Origin of the sequence: Paraglaciecola sp., assembly GCF_039943935.1 — a bacterium.
Classification (GTDB): domain Bacteria; phylum Pseudomonadota; class Gammaproteobacteria; order Enterobacterales; family Alteromonadaceae; genus Paraglaciecola.
The window spans coordinates 199,744-222,012 of the sequence record NZ_JBDUZQ010000013.1 but is presented as its reverse complement, the minus strand read 5'-3'; the positions used below and the strand labels follow the sequence as shown (position 1 = coordinate 222,012).

The following is a 22,269-nucleotide window of genomic DNA, read 5'->3' as shown; positions in this document are numbered from 1 at the left end:
GTAACTTAATATTATGGCGCAGTACGTATACAGCATGTTACGGGTAGGAAAAGTCGTTCCCCCCAACAAACATATCTTAAAAAATATTTCTCTTAGTTTTTTCCCGGGAGCCAAGATTGGCGTATTAGGTTTGAACGGTTCTGGTAAATCGACCCTACTTAAAATTATGGCAGGCCTTGATAAAGACATTGAAGGTGAAGCAATTCCTCAAGCGGGTCTTAAAATTGGTTATCTACCCCAAGAGCCACAACTTGACGAAACTAAAGATGTGCGTGGCAATATAGAAGAAGCCGTACAAGATGTCGTCCATGCTTTAAAACGTATTGAAGAAGTGTACGCAGAATATGCCGAAGAAGGTGCCGATTTTGATGCCCTTGCTAAAGAACAAGGTGAACTTGAAGCCATTATTCAATCAAAAGACGGACATAATTTAGACAATGCCCTAGAGCGTGCCGCCGATGCATTGCGCCTTCCGCCATGGGATGCTGACGTAAGTAAACTATCTGGTGGTGAACGTCGCCGTGTCGCCCTGTGTAAATTGCTTCTCGAAAAACCAGAAATGTTATTACTCGACGAACCTACCAACCACTTGGATGCCGAATCTGTTGCCTGGTTAGAACGCTTTTTACATGACTACGAAGGTACCGTGGTTGCCATTACCCATGATAGATACTTCTTAGACAATGTCGCGGGTTGGATTTTAGAGCTAGACCGTGGTCAAGGTATTCCTTGGGAAGGTAACTACTCTTCATGGCTTGAGCAAAAAGACGCCCGTTTAGAGCAAGAAGAAAAAACTGAAAGTGCTCGTCAAAAATCCATTAAAACCGAATTAGAATGGGTACGTTCAAACGCCAAAGGTCGCCAATCAAAAAGTAAAGCCCGTATGGCTCGCTTCGAAGAGCTGAACACTGGCGATTACCAAAAACGTAACGAAACCAGTGAGCTGTTTATTCCACCGGGAGAGCGTTTAGGTGAAAAAGTATTTGAAGTCTCTGGATTACAAAAATCTTATGGTGACAGGTTACTCATTGACGATTTAAATTTCAAAATGCCTAAAGGGGCCATAGTCGGTATCATTGGTCCAAACGGCGCGGGTAAATCAACCCTATTTAGGATGCTAACAGGCCAAGAGCAAGCTGACGCGGGTACCATAGATATTGGTGACACAGTGCAACTAGCCAGTGTTGATCAATTCCGAGATCATATGGATGGTAATAATACCGTTTATAAAGAAATATCTGATGATTCAGACATAATCCGCATAGGTAACTTTGAGTTGAACAGCCGTGCTTATTGTGGCCGTTTTAACTTTAAGGGTTCTGACCAGCAGAAGTTTATTAAAGACCTGTCCGGTGGTGAACGAAACCGTGTGCATTTGGCTAAGTTATTAAAAGCCGGTGGTAATGTATTGCTGCTGGATGAGCCCACCAATGACTTAGACGTAGAAACCTTAAGGGCATTAGAAAACGCTCTATTGGAATTCCCCGGTTGTGCCATGGTGATATCACATGACAGGTGGTTCTTAGATAGAATAGCCACTCACATTATGGATTATCGTGACGAAGGTAAAATTAACTTCTTTGACGGTAATTACACAGAGTATGCCGCTTGGCTGAAAGCCACGTACGGTACTGATGTAGTGGAGCCACATCGATTAAAATACAAAAAAATTAGTAAGTAATTTTAATGCTTCGCTTACATTGAATAATTCCGCAGGCTCAGGCCTGCGTTTTTATTTGCACACTGTAAATATTAAATTCTAGCTGTATGATACTTAACGTGATGACATAAATGTAAAAAATCAAACCGACACCGTTTCAAAAGAAGTAAGGCTTAATGCAAAAACCAACTAAAGAAAATTTTATGGGGTTAAGTCCCATTATTCTGTTTATGCTGCTTATTATTGGCAGTGGGATAATGACACAAAATTTTTCTAGTATGCCAATTTTAGTGGCATTTATGATTTGTGCTGGATATTCATTATTTCTTAATAGCAAAGCAGCCCCACTATCTCTCACTGAAAAGGTCGATATATTCTGCAAAGGTGGTGGTGACAAGACCATAATTTTACTAGCAATTATCTTCTTATTGGCGGGTGCTTTTTATGCTGTCACCATAGATATAGGAGCCCGAGATGCGACTGTAAACTGGGCGCTAAATTACGTGCCTACGGCCTATCTATTGCCTGGCCTATTTGTTATTTCATGTTTTATTGCTTTCGCCATGGGCACATCTATGGGCACCATCACAGCCATTACCCCCATAGGGATTGGACTGGCAGAAAGCCTTAATTTGCCCATTCCATTAACTGTCAGCATAGTGGTAGGCGGCGCTATGTTTGGTGACAATTTATCATTTATTTCCGATACCACAATCGCCGCTACTCGGACACAAGGAGTGCAACTTAAAGATAAGTTCAAAGCTAATTTGATCATTGTATTACCTGCAGCTTTTGTAACGGCTGTATGCCTATTAATGGTAGATATTGACGGCAGCTCAGTGGTGACAAGTAACGACTACGACATGTGGTTGATAATGCCCTACTTACTCATAATTTGTTGTGCTCTGTTTGGAATGAACGTGTTAGGTGTTTTAGGTGTAGGTATTGTCAGTGCTTGTGTAATAGGCTTGACAAAGGGCTTATTCACTTTTACCTCAATGGTGTTAAGTATTCAAAAAGGCCTAGAGTGGATGCAAAACATGGCGGTTATTGCATTATTGATTGGCGGTGTGGTTGCACTAATGAAAGCCTATGGCGGTATTCAATGGCTAGTCACTAACACGACTAAAGGTATATCTACTAAAAAAGGAGCCGAATTTGGAGTAGCCACCTTAGTGAGTACCCTCGATATCGCAACGGCTAACAACACAATAGCCATAGTATCAACTGGCCCCATAGTGCAGGACTTAGCAAAAAAATTCTCTTTAGATCCTAGACGAACCGCAAGTCTTTTAGATATTTTTTCATGTGGGTTTCAAGGTTTAATCCCCTATGGAGGTCAACTTCTAGCAGCAGCCAGTCTTGCGGGCGTATCCCCTTTAGCACTCACCTATTATGGTTGGTACCCCATGTTAATTTTAGTATTTGGCTGCCTTGCTATTGCAACGGGTTTACCTAAATTCAAAAACAAAGTTGAATCTGACTTTTCTGATATTGAAAATTTAGACTTAGAGTAAAGGTTTGACTACACCTTTACTCTAGGTCTGCTATACCGTTTGTTTACACTCAACAAACACAAAAACTGGTCACAATTCAAACAAACCATACTTCTATTAAATCTACCCAGCCATTACTTTCCCAAAAACAATGCATGTTGGTGCCAAAAGTGTGCGCTACTTCTAAAAAAATAGCACTTGAATCGATGTAAACCAGCTGGTCAGGTTTTAAAGTTATCTGGCATAACTATTGCTCTGTGAGGTTAATTGTTGCACAAATCATCATTAAGAATGATACCCGACAAGACAACCACACTATAAAAATTACTACCAGCCCAAAAGACAACTTAAAGTTGCATGGATACGGAGATACATCTTGAGAACGCACAAACTTAATAAACTATCCCTTGCGATAGCAGCAATCACTGCTACATCACTTGCCTTGTCACTTAACGCACAAGAGATTGAAAAAATATCCGTTGTAGGCGTAAAAGATGAAAACATGATCATGCCCCCAGAGTCTAGCAGCACCTATGGCTTTGATATGTCTTTAGTAGAAACACCACGTTCGGTCACAGAAGTAAGCTCTGATTTGATTGAAGCTTATGGATTACGCTCTGTTGATGATTTAGTAAGAATGACACCGGGTGCTTTCACCAGTTCTTTCTTTGGGATCCAGGGGGCTATGGATATTCGTGGAGAAACTGCAGATAACTACTTCAGGGGTTTTCGTAGAATTGCCAACCCTGGAGCCTTTAAAACTAACATTCGTGGCGCGAAACAATTAGAAGTTATGCGCGGGCCTGTCAGCCCATTATATGGAACAGGAAGTGTTGGTGGACAGCTTAATTACTCACCTAAATCTGCAAAATCAGACGCCACTAAATATATAGAAGAGGTTACCGGTAAAGTTGATTTAACACTAGGTACCTACTCTCAAAAAATATTAGCTGCAGAAGCAGGAACTCCATTCAAATTAGGTGATAAGCAAGGTGGTATTTATGTATTTGCTGAAGCCGAAAATTCTGGGTCGTTTTACAATAATTACGAGCCCACCAATGAGATGCTACAAGTTGCCATCGATCTCGATATCACTGACAGCACCACTATGGAATTTGGTTTTCAAGCACAGACATCTGATAGTATCCAAGTACCTGGCTGGAACCGAGTTACCCAAGACTTAATCGATAATGGAACTTATATTACCGGTGCTGCGCCTATAAGAAATAGCGATAATACAATTGGTGCCGACCGCTTATTACCTCAAGAGTCTGGATTTATTAGTTCAGCAGCCCCTTATTTTATTAACTCTTCATTCTCCGGAGTAGGATCATTTTGTAGCCCGGGAGATGCAGACACAAGCAACTTTGTATACAACGATATGCTGTTAGCGTGCCCTGGGGCTCCCGGCTTTATTGATGGTTACGCATTAACCAACCCAGGTGAAACTAAGATTGATCATAAAACCACCTTTATAGATGATATCGATTTTGCTGACTCTACGGCGTTTACTGCTTACTTAGACTTTACTACTTACATTGATGACATGGTTTGGAAAAATCAGTTTTATTATGACTACATGGACCATACCAAATATCAAAGTTGGGGGTTTACTGCTGATTACCCGGGTGCGACTGCCGCTGAATTTCGTTCTAGTTTAATGTTTGATACCCAAAGTGAAAACGTTTCTATTCAACATATAGCAGGAGTTAGTTTGAGGCATGAAGACTTGGACTTAAATCATGCATTTTTTGATGAAACCTTCGATTTTAGGGATATCACAGTTGGGCCTACAGCTAATGATAGAATTGATTGGGCTGTCACCGACCCTTATGAAGATGCAACTATATTATACGACGTAGATGGAAACCCAACTGGAATTGAAGGTACAGTGCGTCGTAACTTTAACGAAGAGCAAGTATCTACTGTTACCAATTTAGGAATATTTTATTTAGCAGATATTAGCTTTGAAAAACTATCTTTATTGTTGGGGGCCCGCTACGACTATTACGATGTAGAAGCAGAAGATGAAGCGGTTTCACTACTGGGTATTCCATTTGGTGATGGCGAGGTTCATAAAGATACTGAATCTGCATTGAGTTATAATTTGAGCATATCATATGCCACTGAATCTGGATTGGTTCCATACGTTACGTATGCAAAAGCCAACTCATTAACTACCAACCAACTTGGTGGTATTATTGCCAGTAGTGTTGATAACGGTGAGTACCTAGCAGATTCAGACTTAATTGAGCTTGGGCTTAAATACAGTAACGAAGAGGATACCATCTATACAGCCCTATCAATATTCGACCAAGAAAAAACGGATCGGATCGGTCAAACTCAAGCCTTAGTGGCAGTTTCTAGTACTGGGGTTGAATTTGAAGCTCGCGCCTTACTGAACGAAAATTTCTCAATGACGGCAACAGCAACTCATATAGAAACTACTGAAGTTAGTGATAATGCTTTAGCCATAATCAATGGTGCTGATTTTGCAGCGCAAAATGGGTTAGAACCCTACCAAGTCTATGGCGGTCGTATTGGAGGTAACCGTTCTACATTTGTTGGGACTGGAGTTGAGTTAGATCGAGGCGGCCTGCCAGACAACACAATTAGTATGTATCTAAACTACGTTCAACCTATGGGGGATGGCAAAATCACTGGAAGTACCGGTTTCGGTTGGGCTGATGAAACCTACACAGATGTACTTGAAACCATTTTGCTACCAAGTTATATGGTGTGGACTGCATCACTAGGGTATATAACTGAAAATTATGAAGTTTTATTCTCAATTAATAATTTATTTGATGAAGAGTATTACACTTCCGCTGATTTATTTGACTCAGTTGTTGTCAAGCCATCTGAAGGTAGAACCGGCTCTGTGATGTTCAGTTATAAGTTCTAATAGTAAATTGAGTTTGCATTAAACCTATTAAATGCAGATGTTTAGACTAAATGCTCAACTTTTAAAAGTTGGGCATTTTTTGTATTGTGTGGCGGTAACCTGAGTCTGAAAGTTTGTAATTGAATGTATAACGACTTAAAACGAATAATTGTGATAAATTAAATCATCTGCCATTAGACAAAGCACAAATGAACAAGAACGACGCAAGCCAAACAATCACCACTCTACAAGAGTTACACCGTATTACATCTGATAGCTCGCTAGATGTAGACAGTAAAATTCAGCGGTTGTTAGTATTAGGCTGTGAAAGGTTTTCTTTACCGTTAGGCATAGTCAGCCATATTTCTGATTCAACCTATACTGTGAAATATGCTTATACGCCCAATGGTGAAGTTAAGGTTGGAGATAAGTTTGATCTAGGGGCGACATATTGTACTCATACCTTACAAAATGAAGCGCCTTTGTCATTCTCTCATGCCGGTGGTAGCAAAATTAAAACCCACCCTTGTTATAGTGCCTTTGGTCTAGAAAGCTACATAGGTACGCCTTTAATCGTTAATGGTAACCCTTTCGGCACAATTAACTTTTCAGGACCAGAAATCAAAGCAGAAGGTTTTAATTCGGACGATCTTGAATTAATTGTACTGTTCTCACAATGGGTCAGTAATGAACTAACTAGAGTTAAATTTGAAAAGCATCTGGCTCGGCAAAAAAATATGCTCGAGATGATGAGTGAACAAGCAAATGTTGGAGCTTGGGAGCTAGATATTGAAAGTGGTAATCTCTTTTGGTCAGCAGTCACTCGAAAAATTCATCAAGTTGCAGATGACTTTGTTCCAACATTAGAGAATGGTATTTCATTTTACAAGGAAGGAGAGCATCGTGATAATATTTCAGCAGCAGTTCAAAACGCTATTGAGACTGGTGATCCATGGTGCGTAGAATTAATTATTGTCACCGCAAGAAATAAAGAGGTTTGGGTTAGAGCCACAGGCTCAGCAGTGATTGAGGATAAAAAATGCGTAGCCTTGTATGGGTCGTTTCAAGATATAGACGAACAAATTAACAATCGCAATACCCTGATAAAAGCCAAAGAGGATGCTGAAGCGGCAGCGCGCTCAAAAAGTCAATTTTTAGCTAATATGAGCCATGAAATCCGCACCCCGATGAACGGCATATTGGGCATGTTACAATGGTTAAAGCGCAGTAAATTAGATGCGAAACAATTGTCTAACGTGAGCATAGCTCAGTCTAGCGCTGAATACTTACTCATCATCCTTAATGACATTCTTGACCTGTCTAAAATAGACGCCAATAAACTGATATTGGAGCAAGAAGACTTTTCTATATCTACCTTTTTAAATGAATTTATAAACATGATGAGCCCAGCGTTTGAAGACAAAAACGTTGACTTAGTCCTTGTGCAACCAGAATTAAAAAGCGATGTGGTTTGTGGTGATCCATTAAGAATTAGGCAAATTCTACATAACTTGGTTGGCAACGCTCTTAAATTTACCGCACATGGACAAGTGACTGTAAACTGGGATCTAGAAACCAACGACAACGGAACAATATTCAGATGCCAAATTACTGATACAGGAATCGGGATAAGTGAGAGAGCACAGAAGTATTTATTTCAACCTTTTACACAAGCTGATTCAAGTACCACACGAAACTACGGAGGCACTGGTTTAGGTTTATCTATTGTGTATCGTTTGTGTGAATTAATGGAAGGGTCGATTAAGGTTATAAGTGAAACCGGTAAAGGCAGTATATTCAGGTTCTCTATTCCGTTAGGGTTACCTAAAACCAACTCAAATTTTAAAGTACACGAAACAGAAAGCCAACCGCTCCTTCAAAAAATCGGCCAAATAAAAAAGCACACGGGTACTATTTTAGTAGTTGAAGATAACGAAATAAATCAACTTGTTGTTATAGAATTATTAACCCAAATAGGCTTGAACGCTACAGCTTGTTCTAATGGCCAAGAAGCCCTTGATATATTAAGCAACACCACAACAAATCAAGCCTTTGAGTTGGTATTAATGGATTGCCAAATGCCTATAATGGATGGCTTTGAAGCGACAATCAAAATTCGTAATGGCGATGCTGGGAAACACGTTAAAGATATCCCAATAGTCGCGTTAACCGCTAATGCAATGAAAGGCGATCAACAGCATTGTTTAGCTATTGGCATGACAGATTATGTTAGCAAACCCATTGATATAGATAAATTAATGAATACGCTAAGAAAATTTATCCCCTTAGAAAGTTCAGCATAATTCACCGGTAACTAATGATTACACTTCATATTGGCCTATTATTATCGAATAATGCCTAATTTGCCAATATAAAGTATCAAGCGACTACACTATTCTTATTACTAACAAACACTTACCTTTTTAAAGGTAATATAATAATTAAGGATATAAAATGAGAGCTACAGACTTACACGATGCAATTAATACTTACTTTGACGCCCTTTATTATTGCGATATAAGTTTATTAGATACAGTATTTCATCCGAGCGCTAGCTTGTTTGATGTTGATGAAGGAAAGTTACTAGTAGATCCAATTGCAAGCTTTAGGCAAGACGTTGCAACTCGCCCCTCCCCTGCCAGCGTAAAACAATCAAGAGAACAAGAAGTCATTATGATTGATTGGCTATCTAAAGAGTGCGCAACAGTTAAATTACGCCTGCGAGCCCACAACAGTATTTTTGTTGATCATTTAAGCTTTGTGAAAGACGCTGATGGCTGGTGTATAGTGTCTAAGGTTTGGCATTTAGAGCGCACTGTCTAAACAGCAAGAATATAAATGTCCAGACATTAGCGAGTAAAACTAATGTCTGGTTTGTCGCCTTAAAGCATGGTGTTACATACTTTTTACTTTAGTGGTGGCATTAACTCCAAGGTAACCGTTTTGGCATCAACCCTATCGATAATTTTAATAATAGTGGTTTGCACAGTTTCGTCTTGACGCATGTCAGTGCTGCTTTCAAAGATTTCTATCATAGGCGTAGCATTTTCAGCTTCAATAAACCCTACCTCTACTTTTGTTGCTATACCGCCATCATTTCCAAAATATTGAATGCTAATAAGCGGATATCCATGAAAACCTCGCTTCACTCGTTTATTAATACGTTTTTGCGATTTATCTAAGTTCATCTTCTATCCTGAATATTGAGTAACCCGTAGATAGTAACTGACTATCTAAATAAAGCAGATATATAAAAACCACAAAAACAATATTCCTTCTAACTTCCCGCAAACACTTAACGTATAATGCCCTCAATTACGTACATTTAAGATATGCCCATGACAGTTGAAACCTTTACACCCAATAAAACCACAACTTTAGAGACGCCAGTCAAAGTTTTAGAAGATAGTCCGATTCAAAAAACAAATGGCACCAAAATTGGCTTCGTTAGTTTAGGCTGCCCAAAAAATCTAGTGGATTCTGAGCGTATTCTTACGCAATTGCGTACTGAAGGTTACGACGTAGTACCTACCTACAATGACTCTGATTTGGTCATTGTGAACACATGTGGTTTTATTGATTCAGCTGTACAAGAGTCACTTGATACCATAGGTGAAGCCCTCAACGAAAATGGCAAGGTGATCGTTACAGGTTGTTTGGGTATAAAAGAAGATGAAATCCGTGAGGTGCATCCAAACGTGTTGGCCATAACCGGCCCTCATGCCTATGAAGAAGTCGTCAATCAAGTTCACGAACATTTACCCCAGCCAGAACACAACCCATACATGAACTTGGTACCTGATATTGGAGTTAAGTTAACGCCTCGCCATTACGCATATTTAAAGATATCTGAAGGCTGTAACCACAGGTGTACATTCTGTATTATCCCATCAATGCGTGGTGATTTAGTCAGCCGTCCAATCGGTAGTATTTTAGATGAAGCAAAGCGCCTAAAGAATGCGGGTGTAAAAGAACTTCTCGTGATTTCTCAAGATACTAGTGCATATGGGGTAGACGTAAAATATAAAACTGATTTTTGGGACGGCATGCCGGTAAAAACCGATATGAAAGCCCTATGCGAAAAACTAGGTGAAATGGGTATATGGGTTCGACTTCATTATGTATACCCTTATCCATCAGTTGATAAAGTGATGCCTCTTATGGCTGAAGGTAAAATACTGCCTTATTTAGATATACCGTTTCAACATGCCAGTCCAAGAGTTTTAAAGCTAATGAAGCGCCCAGCCGCTGCTGAGAAAACCATGGAACGCATCAAATCGTGGCGTGAAAAGTGTCCTAATCTAGTCATTCGCTCAACCTTTATTGTGGGCTTCCCTGGTGAAACCGAAGATGACTTCCAAATGTTATTAGATTTTCTAGATGAAGCACAGTTAGACCGTGTAGGTTGCTTTAAGTACTCAGACGTGGATGGCGCGAAAGCTAACGACTTACCAGACCCAGTAGGTGAAGAAATCAAACAACAACGCTTCGAACGCTTTATGCATAAACAAGCACAAATAAGTACAGCGAAGCTAGAAGCAAAAATTGGCCTTGAATACCAAGTTATCATTGATGAAGTTACACCTGAAGGTGCAGTTGGTAGATGTTATGCCGACGCGCCAGAAATTGATGGTAATGTGCATTTAACAGACGAGTTTGACGTTAAGCCAGGTGATATTATCTGGGCACAAATAATCCATAATGATGAGCATGATTTGTGGGCGGTGAAAGTTGATGAAGACTCTGAATAACACTCTTTGCAACAGCAGATTAAGGAACAAAATATAAAATGGAAGCAAACATTCCCGACATAGCAGAAATCATTCAACTCGCTGTGGCACCTGTATTTATGCTTACCGGTATCGCTGGATTTTTAAATGTTATGTCTGGACGCCTAGGCCGCATAGTCGACCGAGCACGCATAATGGAGAGACGGGTCCATACGATTAAAAACCCTGACTATTTAAGACAATCAGAAAAAGAGCTGAAAAACCTGTGGCGTCGTATTACCATTATCAACCGCTCCATTGGATTATGTACTGCTTCTGCCTTATTTGTGTGTGCCATGGTCGCAGGCTTATTTTTGGGCGATTTTTGGATGATAGACCTTAGCGAGTTAATAATTTCACTCTTTGTTTTAGCTTTATTTTTACTTATTTTTGCATTATTAATGTTTTTAAAAGAAGTACAGTTAGCCACTAGAACGTTACAAATGGGAAAAGAAAAATTATTCGAATAACTTTTCTTTACCTGATTTTGCTAAACCCATTGAAAATGACGTAGTAAAAATAAACCTATTGTTGAGCTAATTAGAGAGAATATAGTGCTACCAGCAATAATGGCGGCAGTAAGATGATAGTCGCCGCCAATACTTCGCACCATAGGATAAGCTGCAGCAGCAGTCGGTGCCGATGTCATCATGTAAAGGACGCCTAACTCAACTCCTCGCAAACCAAACATATACCCAGCAGTAGTCGCCACCAAAGGTAGAAATGCAATTTTACTAACAATCGCCCAATACAATAAATTCGAGGCACGGAATTCTTTTAAACGAATAGAGGCACCCACACATAACAGAGCTAATGGTAAGGTCATACGGGCCAAGTATTGGCCGGTGTCGGTAATTAGTTTAGGCAGCTGAATCGACAACAAGGCAACAAACAAAGCGAGGCCAATAGCAATGGCTAATGGGTTAGTTAATACACTCTTTGCAACTGCTTTTACTGAAGGGCTTTCAGCTTGATGGTAATACAGAGTCAAAATTGAAAAAATATTCAGGGGCACCACAAGTACTGCTAAATAAATAGATGCCAAGGATAAAGCAGAATCACCAAACGCATTTACCGCTAATGCCAAACCAATAATGGCCATATTGCCGCGACACGCTCCTTGAACAAAGGCCCCTCTCGCCTGTTTGTTTGCGATGTAGTATCCAAAAAAGTGGTACACCAAAAACGTGATGGTCATCACCGCAGCACCGAAGGCAATTAATGAAGTTGGAAATTCTTGAGACAAATTAATATTGGCAATATTAACAAACAATAGACAAGGTAGTGTTAAGTTAAAAACCAGCTTAGAGCCTGTTTCAACAAACTCTTCGGTAATCCAACGAATACGCTTTAGAAAGACCCCCAAGATAATAATTAAGCTTATAGGTAACGTAACTTCTACGGCAAAGCCAAGTGATGCGAACATCTATATCCATCCTTTTTTATTAATCAATTTTAGCATATTAACTGCCCCCCATGTACAAGCTCATTCAGTACCTTGTCCATCCATAATGTTGCCAACATCCTTGTGATTGGTAACCGGCCTTAGTTTAATAGCGAAATTCCAATCTATATCCAGAGTATCCTGAATAAAATCAAACACTTAGTTTTGTAGAGGGGAGCAAGTAATCAATATGGGCTGGGTATGCTTAGCAATAGTAGGGTTTTACACCTAACCTTTCTGTAGCCATGTTGACATAAAAAGGAATAGTAAAGTGATAAAAAAGAATACACATAACGATAGTAAATGGTGAAGTAAAAATCACTACAATAAATCTCGCTTTCTTAAAAGAGTCTAAAATGCCAGCTGTGCCCTATTCTACAAGATACCTAAACCGTTGTAATGCTTAAAACACACCTTTACACTTAGCGCTTGTGCTCCAACAAACTCACTTCAAAGAGATGATTGAACCCCATATGGCAAACAACACAAATAAAAAAATATGTATAGTAACAGGTGGCAGTTTTGGCATTGGGGAAGCAGTGTGTCAAAAGTTTTTAGAACAAAACTATCATGTAATTAATTTGGATATCAAAATCAACCCAAAACAATCTACCGCTATTGAATGGTTTAAATGCGACATGTCTAACACAGCTGACATAACAATGAATGTTGAAAAAGCGATCACCAATCATGGCAGAGTTGACGCACTAATTTCCAATGCAGGTATTCATTTTTCTGGCAATATTGAAGATACTAGTGAAAAAGATTTCGAGCGTGTGTTTTCACTTAATGTAAAAGGTGCTATCACAGCTACAAAGGCCGTCTTACCCATAATGAAGCAACAGAAACAGGGGGTAATTTTGTATATGGCGTCTGACCAAGCACTCGTGGCTAAAACCAACTCTTTTGCCTATAACCTAAGTAAATCAGCCTTGGCTTCTATGGCCAAAACAACAGCGCTCGATTACGCTCAATTTAATATTAGAGCCAATGCTGTTTGTCCGGGTACCATTGAAACCCCTTTGTATCATACTGCCATTCAAAACTATGTGAACGAGTCTGGAGTAGATATCAACCTTGTTCACCAAGAGGAGGCCGCCCTACAGCCATTAGGAAGGCTAGGTAAAGCAAATGAGGTGGCTGCTCTAACGTATTTTTTAGCCTCAGATGATGCAGCATTTATTACTGGGAGCCTGCAATCTATTGATGGGGGCTACACTGCGCAGTAACGGCATAAAGAATGAATGACTCCCCTATAAACATCATCGACCCACACCTACATTTATTTGATCTAAGTGAAGGTAAATATGATTGGCTTAAAGAGCACAACCCACCCCATTGGCCCGATAAAATAAATATAAACCGCAATTTCAACCAAGCTGATTTAACCCTGTTCCCTCCGCAGCAGCTAGCAGGCTTTGTACATATCGAAGCAGGATTTGATAACCAACACCCATGGCGAGAAATTGATTGGTTAGAGCAAAATTGTACATTGCCGTTTAAAAGTGTGGCGTATGCAGATCTATGCTCTGCAAGTTTCTCTGAGCATATTATGCAATTAAAACAACGAGCGTCAGTAACGGGTATTCGCTATATATTAGATAATGAGGCCGATAGGATCTTAAGCTCTGATATGACTCATAAACACCTTACTTTGTTGCAACAACATAACCTGAGTTTTGATGCTCAACTATCATTAAGTGATGATTCAGGTACAGAACAGCTAACAAAAATTGCCGCAACACTCCCTTTGTTGAAGATAATAATTAATCATGGGGGTTGGCCTCTAGATAACACTTCTAACGGTGAGAAAAGATGGAAATCTAACCTCTTAAACTTATCACACTATAATAATGTGGCTATAAAATTATCGGGATGGGAGATGTCGGACAGGCATTGGAACCATAGTCAGGCTTCGAAGGCACTAAACAGTTGCTTAGAGATATTCGGCGAACAAAGAGTCATGTTAGCAAGCAACTTCCCACTTTGTACTTTTAGCAACTCTTATAGTGATTTATGGAGAAAATATAATCATTCACTAGGGCTATCTGAACTTTATTTTAACACCATTAGCTACAAAAACGCCTTAATTTGGTATAAATTTAATGACTAAAAGTTATATCGCAAACCAATAAACAGTGCAGATGCTGCTAGATCATTTTGTCCCTTAATATATTCAATTTCTGTACGGACGAGGGTTCTGGCCCCAACAAAAGCATCAAACCCTAAACCAATTACCGCCGCCGCGCCTGCCTCGTCATAATCACACAAAGTTACAATGCCATAATTATCAACGTCTACAATCGTACCTTGTCCTAATTGGCACTCTTGATCCCCAGCATAAATATTTTGACCTCTAACATCAGTTTTTAGCATACCCAAACGATAGAACAACTCTCCATACCTGTTAGACGCTTTCCCTATAAGTGCTAGAAATAATCCATCACCTTGTGCCACACTTTTTTGCTTAATCACATCATTTGCACTTGGCAATGCTGAGATATAGAGTTCTTCATAACCTAACTGTTGATATCCAGCCTCAACATACCACTGAGGATGAAATTGATACCCAAATCCAAATTTATAGGCTAGATTTTGGTTGCTATTTTTTGCTATTTCCAAATTGGTTACGCCCAACGAAAAGACGCTATATAATCTATCTGCTGCAATTCCTTGGCAACAAAATATTCCCCCTAATAGTGCTACCCCAAACCTTTTCAAAACCACGTTTTAATCCAATTCAAAATCTTATTACCTTTACCATACTACATTTTCATAAGTAGCAACAATTATGGATAGCGCTACTGTTTACGCAGTTCTTTGGTTAAAGAAACCGAGTTAAACTCAGCTAAAAACTAAATCACAAATTGCTTAGTTTGCTTTCAATGTTTAGTATCTGAATTGGTAACATAAATATTATAATGCACAAGGGTTGTTAAGATTAATGAATAAAGTTTGCATGGTAATTCTGGTAATGTTTTTGTGCACTGCATGTGCCAGCGGATCGGCTCCACCAATTATGACTGAAGAAAAATTTGAAAGCCGAATTAACGACAAAGGACAAACTGAATTTGTATATGGGATATCTTGGAAAAACACTTCTCAGGCCTCTTTATTGCGCAAAGGCAGACAAGAAATCGAACGCCCCAAGAATGATAGGTTTAGCCCTGCCTCAAACAATCAAAGGTTAGATATTCAAGCTAACAACCAAACCAAACTTGACCTAGAAGATACGGCAGCTAATGCCTTAAAACTAAAACTAGAAAAAGAACAGGTTTGCTTAAAAGGTTACGAAATTAGTAATGTAGTATGGAAAGCAGACAATATCCGCTTGCTAGGTTATTGTTTTTGATATCGCTCAACACAAAACAAACAAATAATGGAAAGTTAATGCAAAGTATAAAAACACGTGCTGCTGTCGCTTGGGCAGCAAATCAACCTTTATCCATTGAAGAAGTTGATTTAGAGCTACCTAAGAAAGGGGAAGTTTTAGTTAAAATAGTTGCCACTGGAGTCTGTCATACCGATGCTTATACGTTATCTGGTGATGATCCAGAAGGCTTATTTCCGGCCATACTAGGCCACGAAGGAGCGGGTATAGTTCAAGCCATAGGTGAAGGTGTCACCATGGTCGAAGTGGGTGATCATGTCATTCCACTGTACACACCAGAATGCGGTAAATGTAAATTTTGCTTATCAGGAAAAACCAATTTATGCCAAGCAATACGCACCACCCAAGGTAAGGGGGTTATGCCAGACGGCACTAGTCGTTTTTCAATAAATGGAGAACCAATCTACCATTATATGGGTACATCGACCTTTGCTGAACATACTGTGGTGCCAGAAATAGCGCTGGCTAAAATCCCCAAAGATGCTCCGTTAGAGAAAGTTTGTTTATTAGGTTGTGGTGTAACAACTGGCATGGGCGCAGTTACCAATGCAGCTAAAGTTGAAGAAGGTGACACAGTTGCGGTTTTTGGCTTAGGGGGAATTGGATTATCCGTGTTAATTGGTGCAAAAATGGCCAAAGCCGGTCGGATCATAGCGATTGACGTTAATGAAGATAAGTTTGATATTGCGAAAAAGTTAGGTGCAACGGATGTTGTAAACCCTAAGAATTATGATAAATCTATCCAAGAAATTATTGTTGATATGACAGAAGGTGGAGTGGACTATTCCTTCGAATGTATAGGTAACGTGAATGTGATGCGTTCAGCATTAGAGTGCTGTCACAAAGGCTGGGGCGAATCTGTGATTATCGGAGTTGCAGGCGCAGGCCAAGAAATATCAACCCGTCCATTCCAACTAGTTACCGGTCGTGTTTGGCGCGGGACTGCATTTGGTGGGGTCAAAGGCCGCAGTCAACTCCCTGATTATGTACAACGCTACATGGATGGAGAGTTTGAATTAGATACGTTTATAACCCACACCATGCCATTGGAGAATATTAATTCAGCATTCGATCTTATGCATGAAGGCAAATCAATTCGTAGCGTGGTGCATTTTTAATGACTATTGCAACAGAACTTGCTGAATTGAGTGCCAATAAGTGTTTTGGTGGCACTCAAAAGCGTTATAGCCATCGTTCTAGGGTACTAAATTGCGAAATGAAATTTAGTGTATTTATTCCGCCAGTTAAAGACACGAATCAAAGATTACCAGTGTTGTATTGGTTAAGCGGATTAACGTGCACCGATGAAAACTTTGCCACCAAAGCCGGTGCACAAAGAGCAGCAGCTAGATTAGGGATCATATTAGTGATGCCAGATACCAGTCCTAGAGGGGATGCTGTTCCTGATGCAGCAGATGGCGCTTATGATCTTGGGTTAGGGGCAGGTTTTTATGTGAATGCTACAGAGCAACCTTGGCAAGATAACTATCAAATGTATGACTATATAGTTGATGAGCTACCAAGCCTTATTCAAAAAGAGTTTAAGGTCAAACCCAAAGCAGCAATTGCAGGGCACTCAATGGGAGGACATGGTGCTTTAATCGTCGCGCTGTCTAATATGAAACAATATTGTTCAGTCTCGGCTTTTGCTCCTATTGTTAACCCAAGTGATTGCCAATGGGGACAAAAAGCGTTTAAACACTATTTGGGGGCAAACACCAAGGATTGGGAGGCTTACGACAGCTGTGCATTGATGCGCCAACAAGGTAGCTTTTTGCATATACCTATGCTGATTGACCAAGGGCTAGATGACAATTTTTTTCATACTCAAAAGCTTACCAGCCCATTAGAACAAGTTGCCGAAGATATAAATTATAAAGCAGAGTTTCGCTATCACCCTGGTTATGATCACAGTTACTTTTTTATAGCGAGTTTCATTGAAGAGCACCTGAATTTTCATGCCGAACATCTCAATAAAGCTTTCTAAAAAACTCTATTTTTGATTATTCATCTACTAGTTAGTTTTTAGTAGATGAATAAATTCCAGTAAGTGGTTGGGATTATCGCCTTAAACTATACGTTTGGTGCCCTATCCAACAAGCACCTATATAAAGGATTCTGACCAATTGACAAACACTTGGCTCATGAATTAGAAGCTCTGTTCAAACGAACACTTTTGACTACTTTAGAGATAAAGACCTCTTGAGTACTCGACTAACATTACTATTTTCTAAACCTTAAAAATAATACTCTAAACTCATTTGTAGGTAATCGTCACTGCGAATTAAATAGGTAGGTTCCAAGGGTTCGTCACTCGAGAAAAACCAAGCATCTACACGCCATTTCCAATTATCATTAATTCGACTTGATGCTTCAATAAAACCAGACCTAACTTTGGAATAATCTAAATCCTGCACTAGACCGACTAAAATTTCAGTGCCATCAATATTATTCAACACAATACGACTGCCTAACATCAAATCATTTTGTGCTTGGGTTTGATTATCACGTTCGTCATATTGATATTCCATGAGCAAATTTATATCAATAAAACTATCGAACACTTGAACAAAGGAATACTCAAATCCCCCCACAAAAGCACTGGTACTCTGATCGAGAATTTTACGATGAACACCTTCAAATTTAAGCGTCCAGTCACCCACTAAAGCCAACGCATCTAAACCAACTTGCTGCAATAAAGGATAATAAGGCAGAATGCTCGACTCAGAAGACTCATTGGTATCTAACATAAAAAGGGGCTCTCTAGAGGTGCCATCAAAATAAGACAAACCTATATCCAAATTGCCCAAAGAGTGTTCCCAGCGCGCAGCCCAATCTAAATGTTGCTCTTCATCATCAGATTCATACAGGGGATTATCAGTATTCACAGGTAACGGAGCACGAAAGTGACCATCAAGACCTGAAAATGTGCGCTCTCTGAAATAAGGCAATAGGTACACCGTTGTGTTACCCCAATCTTTAAATAGAGAAAAAGTAACCATCGGCTGACCAAGCTTATCTTCGCCATCAACCGCTTCAACAGCATCAGTTTGATTAATAATATCAACTAAATGTAAAGATTCGATTTGTCCCCAAAATACCATTCCTATGCCTGCTTGAAATTCCCACTCAGCACCGGAATGAGTCCATTTTAATTCGCGAATATCCACATGGGTTCTTTCTGAGTCTTGCTGATCAACACGTAAAAAGCCTTTCAATACGATACTGTCATCACCATTATTGAATGATGTGTACAACTCAGGAGAAAAGTATCCAGATAAATTACTTCTTTGTTGTTGTGGGTAAGCTGCATCCTCAAAAAAATAACGTTGCTCTACCCCTGCATCACCATGGTACTCAATATCAGCAAGCGTAATCATAGGGAAAATTGAAATAAGAAATGCACCGAGCAGTTTCAATTTTTGGCCTTTAATTCAAAATTTTGATTTTTACTTAACATTTTTAAGTCTAGCTTCATCAAAATCTGCCTTGCCCAGCCCCACACCAAACTCGAGATTATGTGTCACTAACTCGGTACTTTTTCCATTTTGCTCATTAAACATTTCCATTCTCATTGGCCGCCAGTATTTATTTAAATATAACTCATACTCTTCCATCACTAGCTCTTTTAATAGGCTCTTTTTACGATCATAAGATTCAACTTTCAAAACTCGGTAATGCTTTTTATCAAGCCAAACCACTTGTTTGGTATAACCAGAATTTTTATCCAAGGGGATCTGCTCTACTACAAAACAAGCTTGACCATCAAAACTTTCTTCTCTTAAAAATTTAAATGTAAACTTTTCAACTTCGAAAGAGCTCATGTCTTCGTAAGCAAACTCACTGCCCATAAAGGGGCCCGACTTGTTTTTAGAACGTATTCTCGTTACCCGTTTACGTTTTGGTAAATATATCCATTGGTCATCTGGTTCATTGGCATGGGAAAAGCTTAGAAATGCAGCCCCCTTTACATCCAGTGGCTGATCAAAAATCGTCAATCCCTTATCACCATCACCAACAATTTCCAATGACTTTATACGCATCTTACGTTCAACTTCTTGACCTTGAGCATTACGCAAAATCATACTCACATTGGCGGAACTATCCCCCCACCCTGCGTCTCTTGCTTTGCGCTCTTTAGCTATTTCTAAGCCCCTTTCTGCAGCCGATTGAGCATGAACATTTAAACTTAGTAAGAATGCCAAGGACAAAGTTATAAGGATTTGGTAGCACCTAGATTTAAGATTAGTCATCATGGAATACTCCTAATTAAGATGAGACGAGGGCATTCTCATTTTTTTTGCGGTCAAACGCAATTAAGAATGCAGGTAAAAATAAGAAGTCTACGACTAAAGCAACCACAATGATAATACTAGTTAATAAACCCATCTCTGAATTAACGGCAAAAGGTGAAAAAGTCAGTACAGAAAACCCCACCGCTAAAACTAAGGTTGTTACCCATAGCGCTTTTCCGACACTCGCAAATGCATACCTAACACTCTCTTGGGTATCCTCTCCACTTTTACGAGCGTAATCATATTTAGTTAAAAAGTGCACGGTATCATCAACAATAATGCCTAGCGTCATACTTAACACGATAGATAAACCTAAGTTAACTTCACCAGAATAAAGCCCCCAGATTCCAAAGCCTATACAAGCAGGTAATAGATTAGGTAACAAACTCACTAACCCCATGCGCCATGATTTCAAAGCTAATACCAATAAAATCGAAATTAAGATAAGTGCAACAATCGACCCCTTCAACATACTCTCCATATTAGCTTCTCCAATATGTGCGAACATCAAATTAGGACTTGCCACAATTAACGTATACTCATCAGCATTTTCATCAAACCAAATGTGAGCACGCTGTTCAAGGCCAGTTAACTCTTTACTACCTAAATTTTTTATCGTGGTCATAATACGAGTGGCAGATTTATTTAAATCGAGTTGATTCGTTAGGTCTAATCCATAGGGTAACGAAAACTCATACATCAATAAGTACTGAGCAGCCAACTCTCGGTCATCTGGGAGAGTATAAAATGCTAAGTCATCCTTGTTCATATTTTTGTTCAAGCGCTTATAAGTATCTGCAATAGTGGAAACATGATCCACTTCCGGTTGAGCTCGTAACCATTCACTAAACTTTTCGACAATTATAAGGACCTCTGGAATATTTATACCTGAATCAATATTTGAATTGATAGCGAAATCAATGCTGGTCATTCCACTGAGGTTTTGCTCTTGAAAATTAGTTGATTGTCTAAATTCGGTAGTATCATCAAAATAGTCAGTAGCAACATCGTTTAACTGGTTTTTAAATGAAAACCCTATGGCTACTAAAGTTACAATTAAGCTAAGAGGCAGTAAATTTCTATGTTGGCTAATCACCCATTCACCGAACTTTTCAGTAGCACCCGTTTGTGTATTTCGTTTGTCGACATTTTTTAAAGGCAATAACATTATTATGGCGGGTAAAATACTCAGAGAAAATACACATGCAAACACAACGCCTAAAGCAGTTAAATTTCCTAAATCCGCTAAAATAGGTACCTCTGAAAAATTTAACGTAAGAAATCCAATAGCCGTCGTTATACTAGTAATTAAAATCGGCTTTTTATTTAAATGAATGCTATCTAGAAGAGCATCCCCTTTGTCTTTTCCTTGACCCATCGAGAACATCATACTTGAAATGACATGAATGCAGTCTGCAACCGCCAACGTCATCACAATCGTGGGTACATTTACGCTTGCAGTGCTTAAAAACAGCCCAAACCATCCCGCCAACCCCATCGTTGATACAATACTTGCAATTATTACAAACAATGTCGCTAACGTGCCCACAAATGTACGCAATAACAACCACATAATCACTAATACAGCCACAAACATAAGTGGAATAAGTGTTGACGCGTCTCGTTTAGCAGAGTCTGCAAAGGCGTTGTTCATTACCACCATACCAGTGTGATAAAAGTCATGTTCGGGGAATTCTTGTTTAAAGGTGTTTGTCATTTCCTTTACAAATTCAGTAATGACAAACACCTCTTCGGTTTGATCGCCGTCTGGTAAATTAATTGTAATATTAATTATTGAAACATGCCCTTTTGCAGAGACCATTCGACCAACTAAATTAGGTTCACCTAAAGCAATCTTCTTAACTTTTTCTAGCTCTTCTGAAGAAATATTGACAGTTTGTGGCACTAGGTCATCAACCACAAGATCATCATCTTCTGCCCAAGTGTGTTGAAAGTTTGTTAGGGAGTCTACTCGAATGGACATAGGCGTTTGCCAAGCCTGTTCTGTCATTTTTTGTATTAGAGTTACGGTTTCTTTAGTAAATACATTGCCAGATTTTGGGGCTATAATAATGCTGACATTTTCATTTTTGCTGAACGTGTTCTGCATATGTTCAAATGCCATTCTTTGAGGGTTGTCCTCCTCAAAAAACACCTTGTAATCCCCTCTAAAATATAAATTTTTAGCGCCGAGCGCCGAAACAAAAATTAGAATCACACCTATAATCAATACAATCTTAGGATGAGTAACTGGGATATTTAACCAAGTATTTTTCACTTAACATGCCACCTTTTTGAATTCGAAGACTAAAAAGATCTGTCTTGGCAAC

At 39.3% G+C, this 22,269-nt stretch carries 18 protein-coding genes; 12 read left to right on the top strand and 6 right to left on the bottom strand.

Annotated elements, in window-relative coordinates; all coding sequences use genetic code 11:
* The first annotated feature begins 13 nt into the window (after positions 1-13).
* The 5 genes from ettA (at position 14) to ABJD71_RS08330 (ending at position 8,863) form a co-directional block, all read left to right on the top strand.
* On the top strand, positions 14-1,681 hold the full coding sequence (ettA, locus tag ABJD71_RS08350) for an energy-dependent translational throttle protein EttA (protein WP_348111129.1): 1,668 nt from the start codon (positions 14-16) through the stop codon (positions 1,679-1,681).
* Positions 1,682-1,836: 155 nt separating this feature from the next.
* Positions 1,837-3,177, top strand: a complete 1,341-nt coding sequence (locus ABJD71_RS08345; protein ID WP_348167331.1) for a Na+/H+ antiporter NhaC family protein — start codon at positions 1,837-1,839, stop codon at positions 3,175-3,177.
* 355 nt (positions 3,178-3,532) lie between these two features.
* Positions 3,533-6,061, top strand: a complete 2,529-nt coding sequence (locus ABJD71_RS08340) for a TonB-dependent receptor plug domain-containing protein (protein ID WP_348167328.1) — start codon at positions 3,533-3,535, stop codon at positions 6,059-6,061.
* A gap of 188 nt (positions 6,062-6,249) precedes the next feature.
* Entirely contained in the window at positions 6,250-8,343 is a 2,094-nt protein-coding gene (locus ABJD71_RS08335) for an ATP-binding protein (protein ID WP_348167325.1), read from the top strand.
* A gap of 151 nt (positions 8,344-8,494) precedes the next feature.
* On the top strand, positions 8,495-8,863 hold the full coding sequence (locus tag ABJD71_RS08330; RefSeq protein WP_348167322.1) for a nuclear transport factor 2 family protein: 369 nt from the start codon (positions 8,495-8,497) through the stop codon (positions 8,861-8,863).
* Positions 8,864-8,946: 83 nt separating this feature from the next.
* Here the strand turns inward: ABJD71_RS08330 and ABJD71_RS08325 are convergent, their stop codons facing one another.
* The gene (locus tag ABJD71_RS08325) at positions 8,947-9,228 is read right to left on the bottom strand and encodes a hypothetical protein (RefSeq protein WP_348167319.1); all 282 of its coding nucleotides are present in this window, start codon (positions 9,226-9,228) and stop codon (positions 8,947-8,949) included.
* Between the two features lie 150 nt (positions 9,229-9,378).
* Here ABJD71_RS08325 and rimO point away from each other — a divergent pair, with 150 nt between their 5' ends.
* Entirely contained in the window at positions 9,379-10,791 is a 1,413-nt protein-coding gene (gene rimO, locus ABJD71_RS08320) for a 30S ribosomal protein S12 methylthiotransferase RimO (RefSeq protein ID WP_348167317.1), read from the top strand.
* A gap of 38 nt (positions 10,792-10,829) precedes the next feature.
* Entirely contained in the window at positions 10,830-11,279 is a 450-nt protein-coding gene (locus tag ABJD71_RS08315) for a DUF2721 domain-containing protein (protein WP_348167314.1), read from the top strand.
* A gap of 20 nt (positions 11,280-11,299) precedes the next feature.
* Here the strand turns inward: ABJD71_RS08315 and ABJD71_RS08310 are convergent, their stop codons facing one another.
* On the bottom strand, positions 11,300-12,235 hold the full coding sequence (locus ABJD71_RS08310) for an AEC family transporter (protein ID WP_348167311.1): 936 nt from the start codon (positions 12,233-12,235) through the stop codon (positions 11,300-11,302).
* A 491-nt stretch (positions 12,236-12,726) separates the two neighbouring features.
* Between ABJD71_RS08310 and ABJD71_RS08305 the strand changes: the two genes are divergently transcribed.
* Both ABJD71_RS08305 and ABJD71_RS08300 read left to right on the top strand, forming a co-directional pair.
* Entirely contained in the window at positions 12,727-13,482 is a 756-nt protein-coding gene (locus ABJD71_RS08305) for an SDR family oxidoreductase (protein WP_348167308.1), read from the top strand.
* An 11-nt stretch (positions 13,483-13,493) separates the two neighbouring features.
* Positions 13,494-14,366 (top strand): amidohydrolase family protein, encoded by an 873-nt coding sequence (locus ABJD71_RS08300; RefSeq protein WP_348167305.1) that lies wholly within the window; start codon positions 13,494-13,496, stop codon positions 14,364-14,366.
* Here ABJD71_RS08300 and ABJD71_RS08295 read toward each other — a convergent pair.
* Positions 14,363-14,980, bottom strand: coding sequence for a hypothetical protein (locus ABJD71_RS08295; RefSeq protein ID WP_348167302.1), 618 nt, complete (start codon positions 14,978-14,980; stop codon positions 14,363-14,365). The genes ABJD71_RS08300 and ABJD71_RS08295 overlap by 4 nt on opposite strands.
* 292 nt (positions 14,981-15,272) lie before the next feature.
* Here ABJD71_RS08295 and ABJD71_RS08290 point away from each other — a divergent pair, with 292 nt between their 5' ends.
* The 3 genes from ABJD71_RS08290 to fghA are packed head-to-tail and all read left to right on the top strand — an operon-like array spanning position 15,273 to position 17,631.
* Complete coding sequence (locus ABJD71_RS08290; RefSeq protein ID WP_348167299.1) at positions 15,273-15,605, top strand: hypothetical protein; 333 nt, start codon at positions 15,273-15,275, stop codon at positions 15,603-15,605.
* A 38-nt stretch (positions 15,606-15,643) separates the two neighbouring features.
* Positions 15,644-16,762 carry an S-(hydroxymethyl)glutathione dehydrogenase/class III alcohol dehydrogenase gene (locus ABJD71_RS08285; protein WP_348167296.1) on the top strand — a complete coding sequence of 373 codons (1,119 nt, stop codon included), beginning with the start codon at positions 15,644-15,646 and terminating at the stop codon, positions 16,760-16,762.
* Positions 16,762-17,631: an S-formylglutathione hydrolase gene (fghA, locus tag ABJD71_RS08280; protein ID WP_348167293.1), complete on the top strand. Its 870-nt coding sequence runs from the start codon at positions 16,762-16,764 to the stop codon at positions 17,629-17,631. Before ABJD71_RS08285 ends, fghA begins: the two co-directional genes overlap by 1 nt.
* 250 nt (positions 17,632-17,881) lie before the next feature.
* Here fghA and ABJD71_RS08275 read toward each other — a convergent pair whose 3' ends face one another.
* The 3 genes from ABJD71_RS08275 to ABJD71_RS08265 are packed head-to-tail and all read right to left on the bottom strand — an operon-like array spanning position 17,882 to position 22,217.
* The gene (locus tag ABJD71_RS08275) at positions 17,882-19,063 is read right to left on the bottom strand and encodes a hypothetical protein (protein ID WP_348167290.1); all 1,182 of its coding nucleotides are present in this window, start codon (positions 19,061-19,063) and stop codon (positions 17,882-17,884) included.
* A gap of 30 nt (positions 19,064-19,093) precedes the next feature.
* On the bottom strand, positions 19,094-19,897 hold the full coding sequence (locus ABJD71_RS08270; protein ID WP_348167571.1) for an outer membrane lipoprotein-sorting protein: 804 nt from the start codon (positions 19,895-19,897) through the stop codon (positions 19,094-19,096).
* 16 nt (positions 19,898-19,913) lie between these two features.
* A complete protein-coding gene (locus ABJD71_RS08265) occupies positions 19,914-22,217 on the bottom strand; it encodes an MMPL family transporter (protein ID WP_348167287.1) in 2,304 nt (767 codons plus the stop codon).
* Positions 22,218-22,269 lie beyond the last annotated feature (52 nt).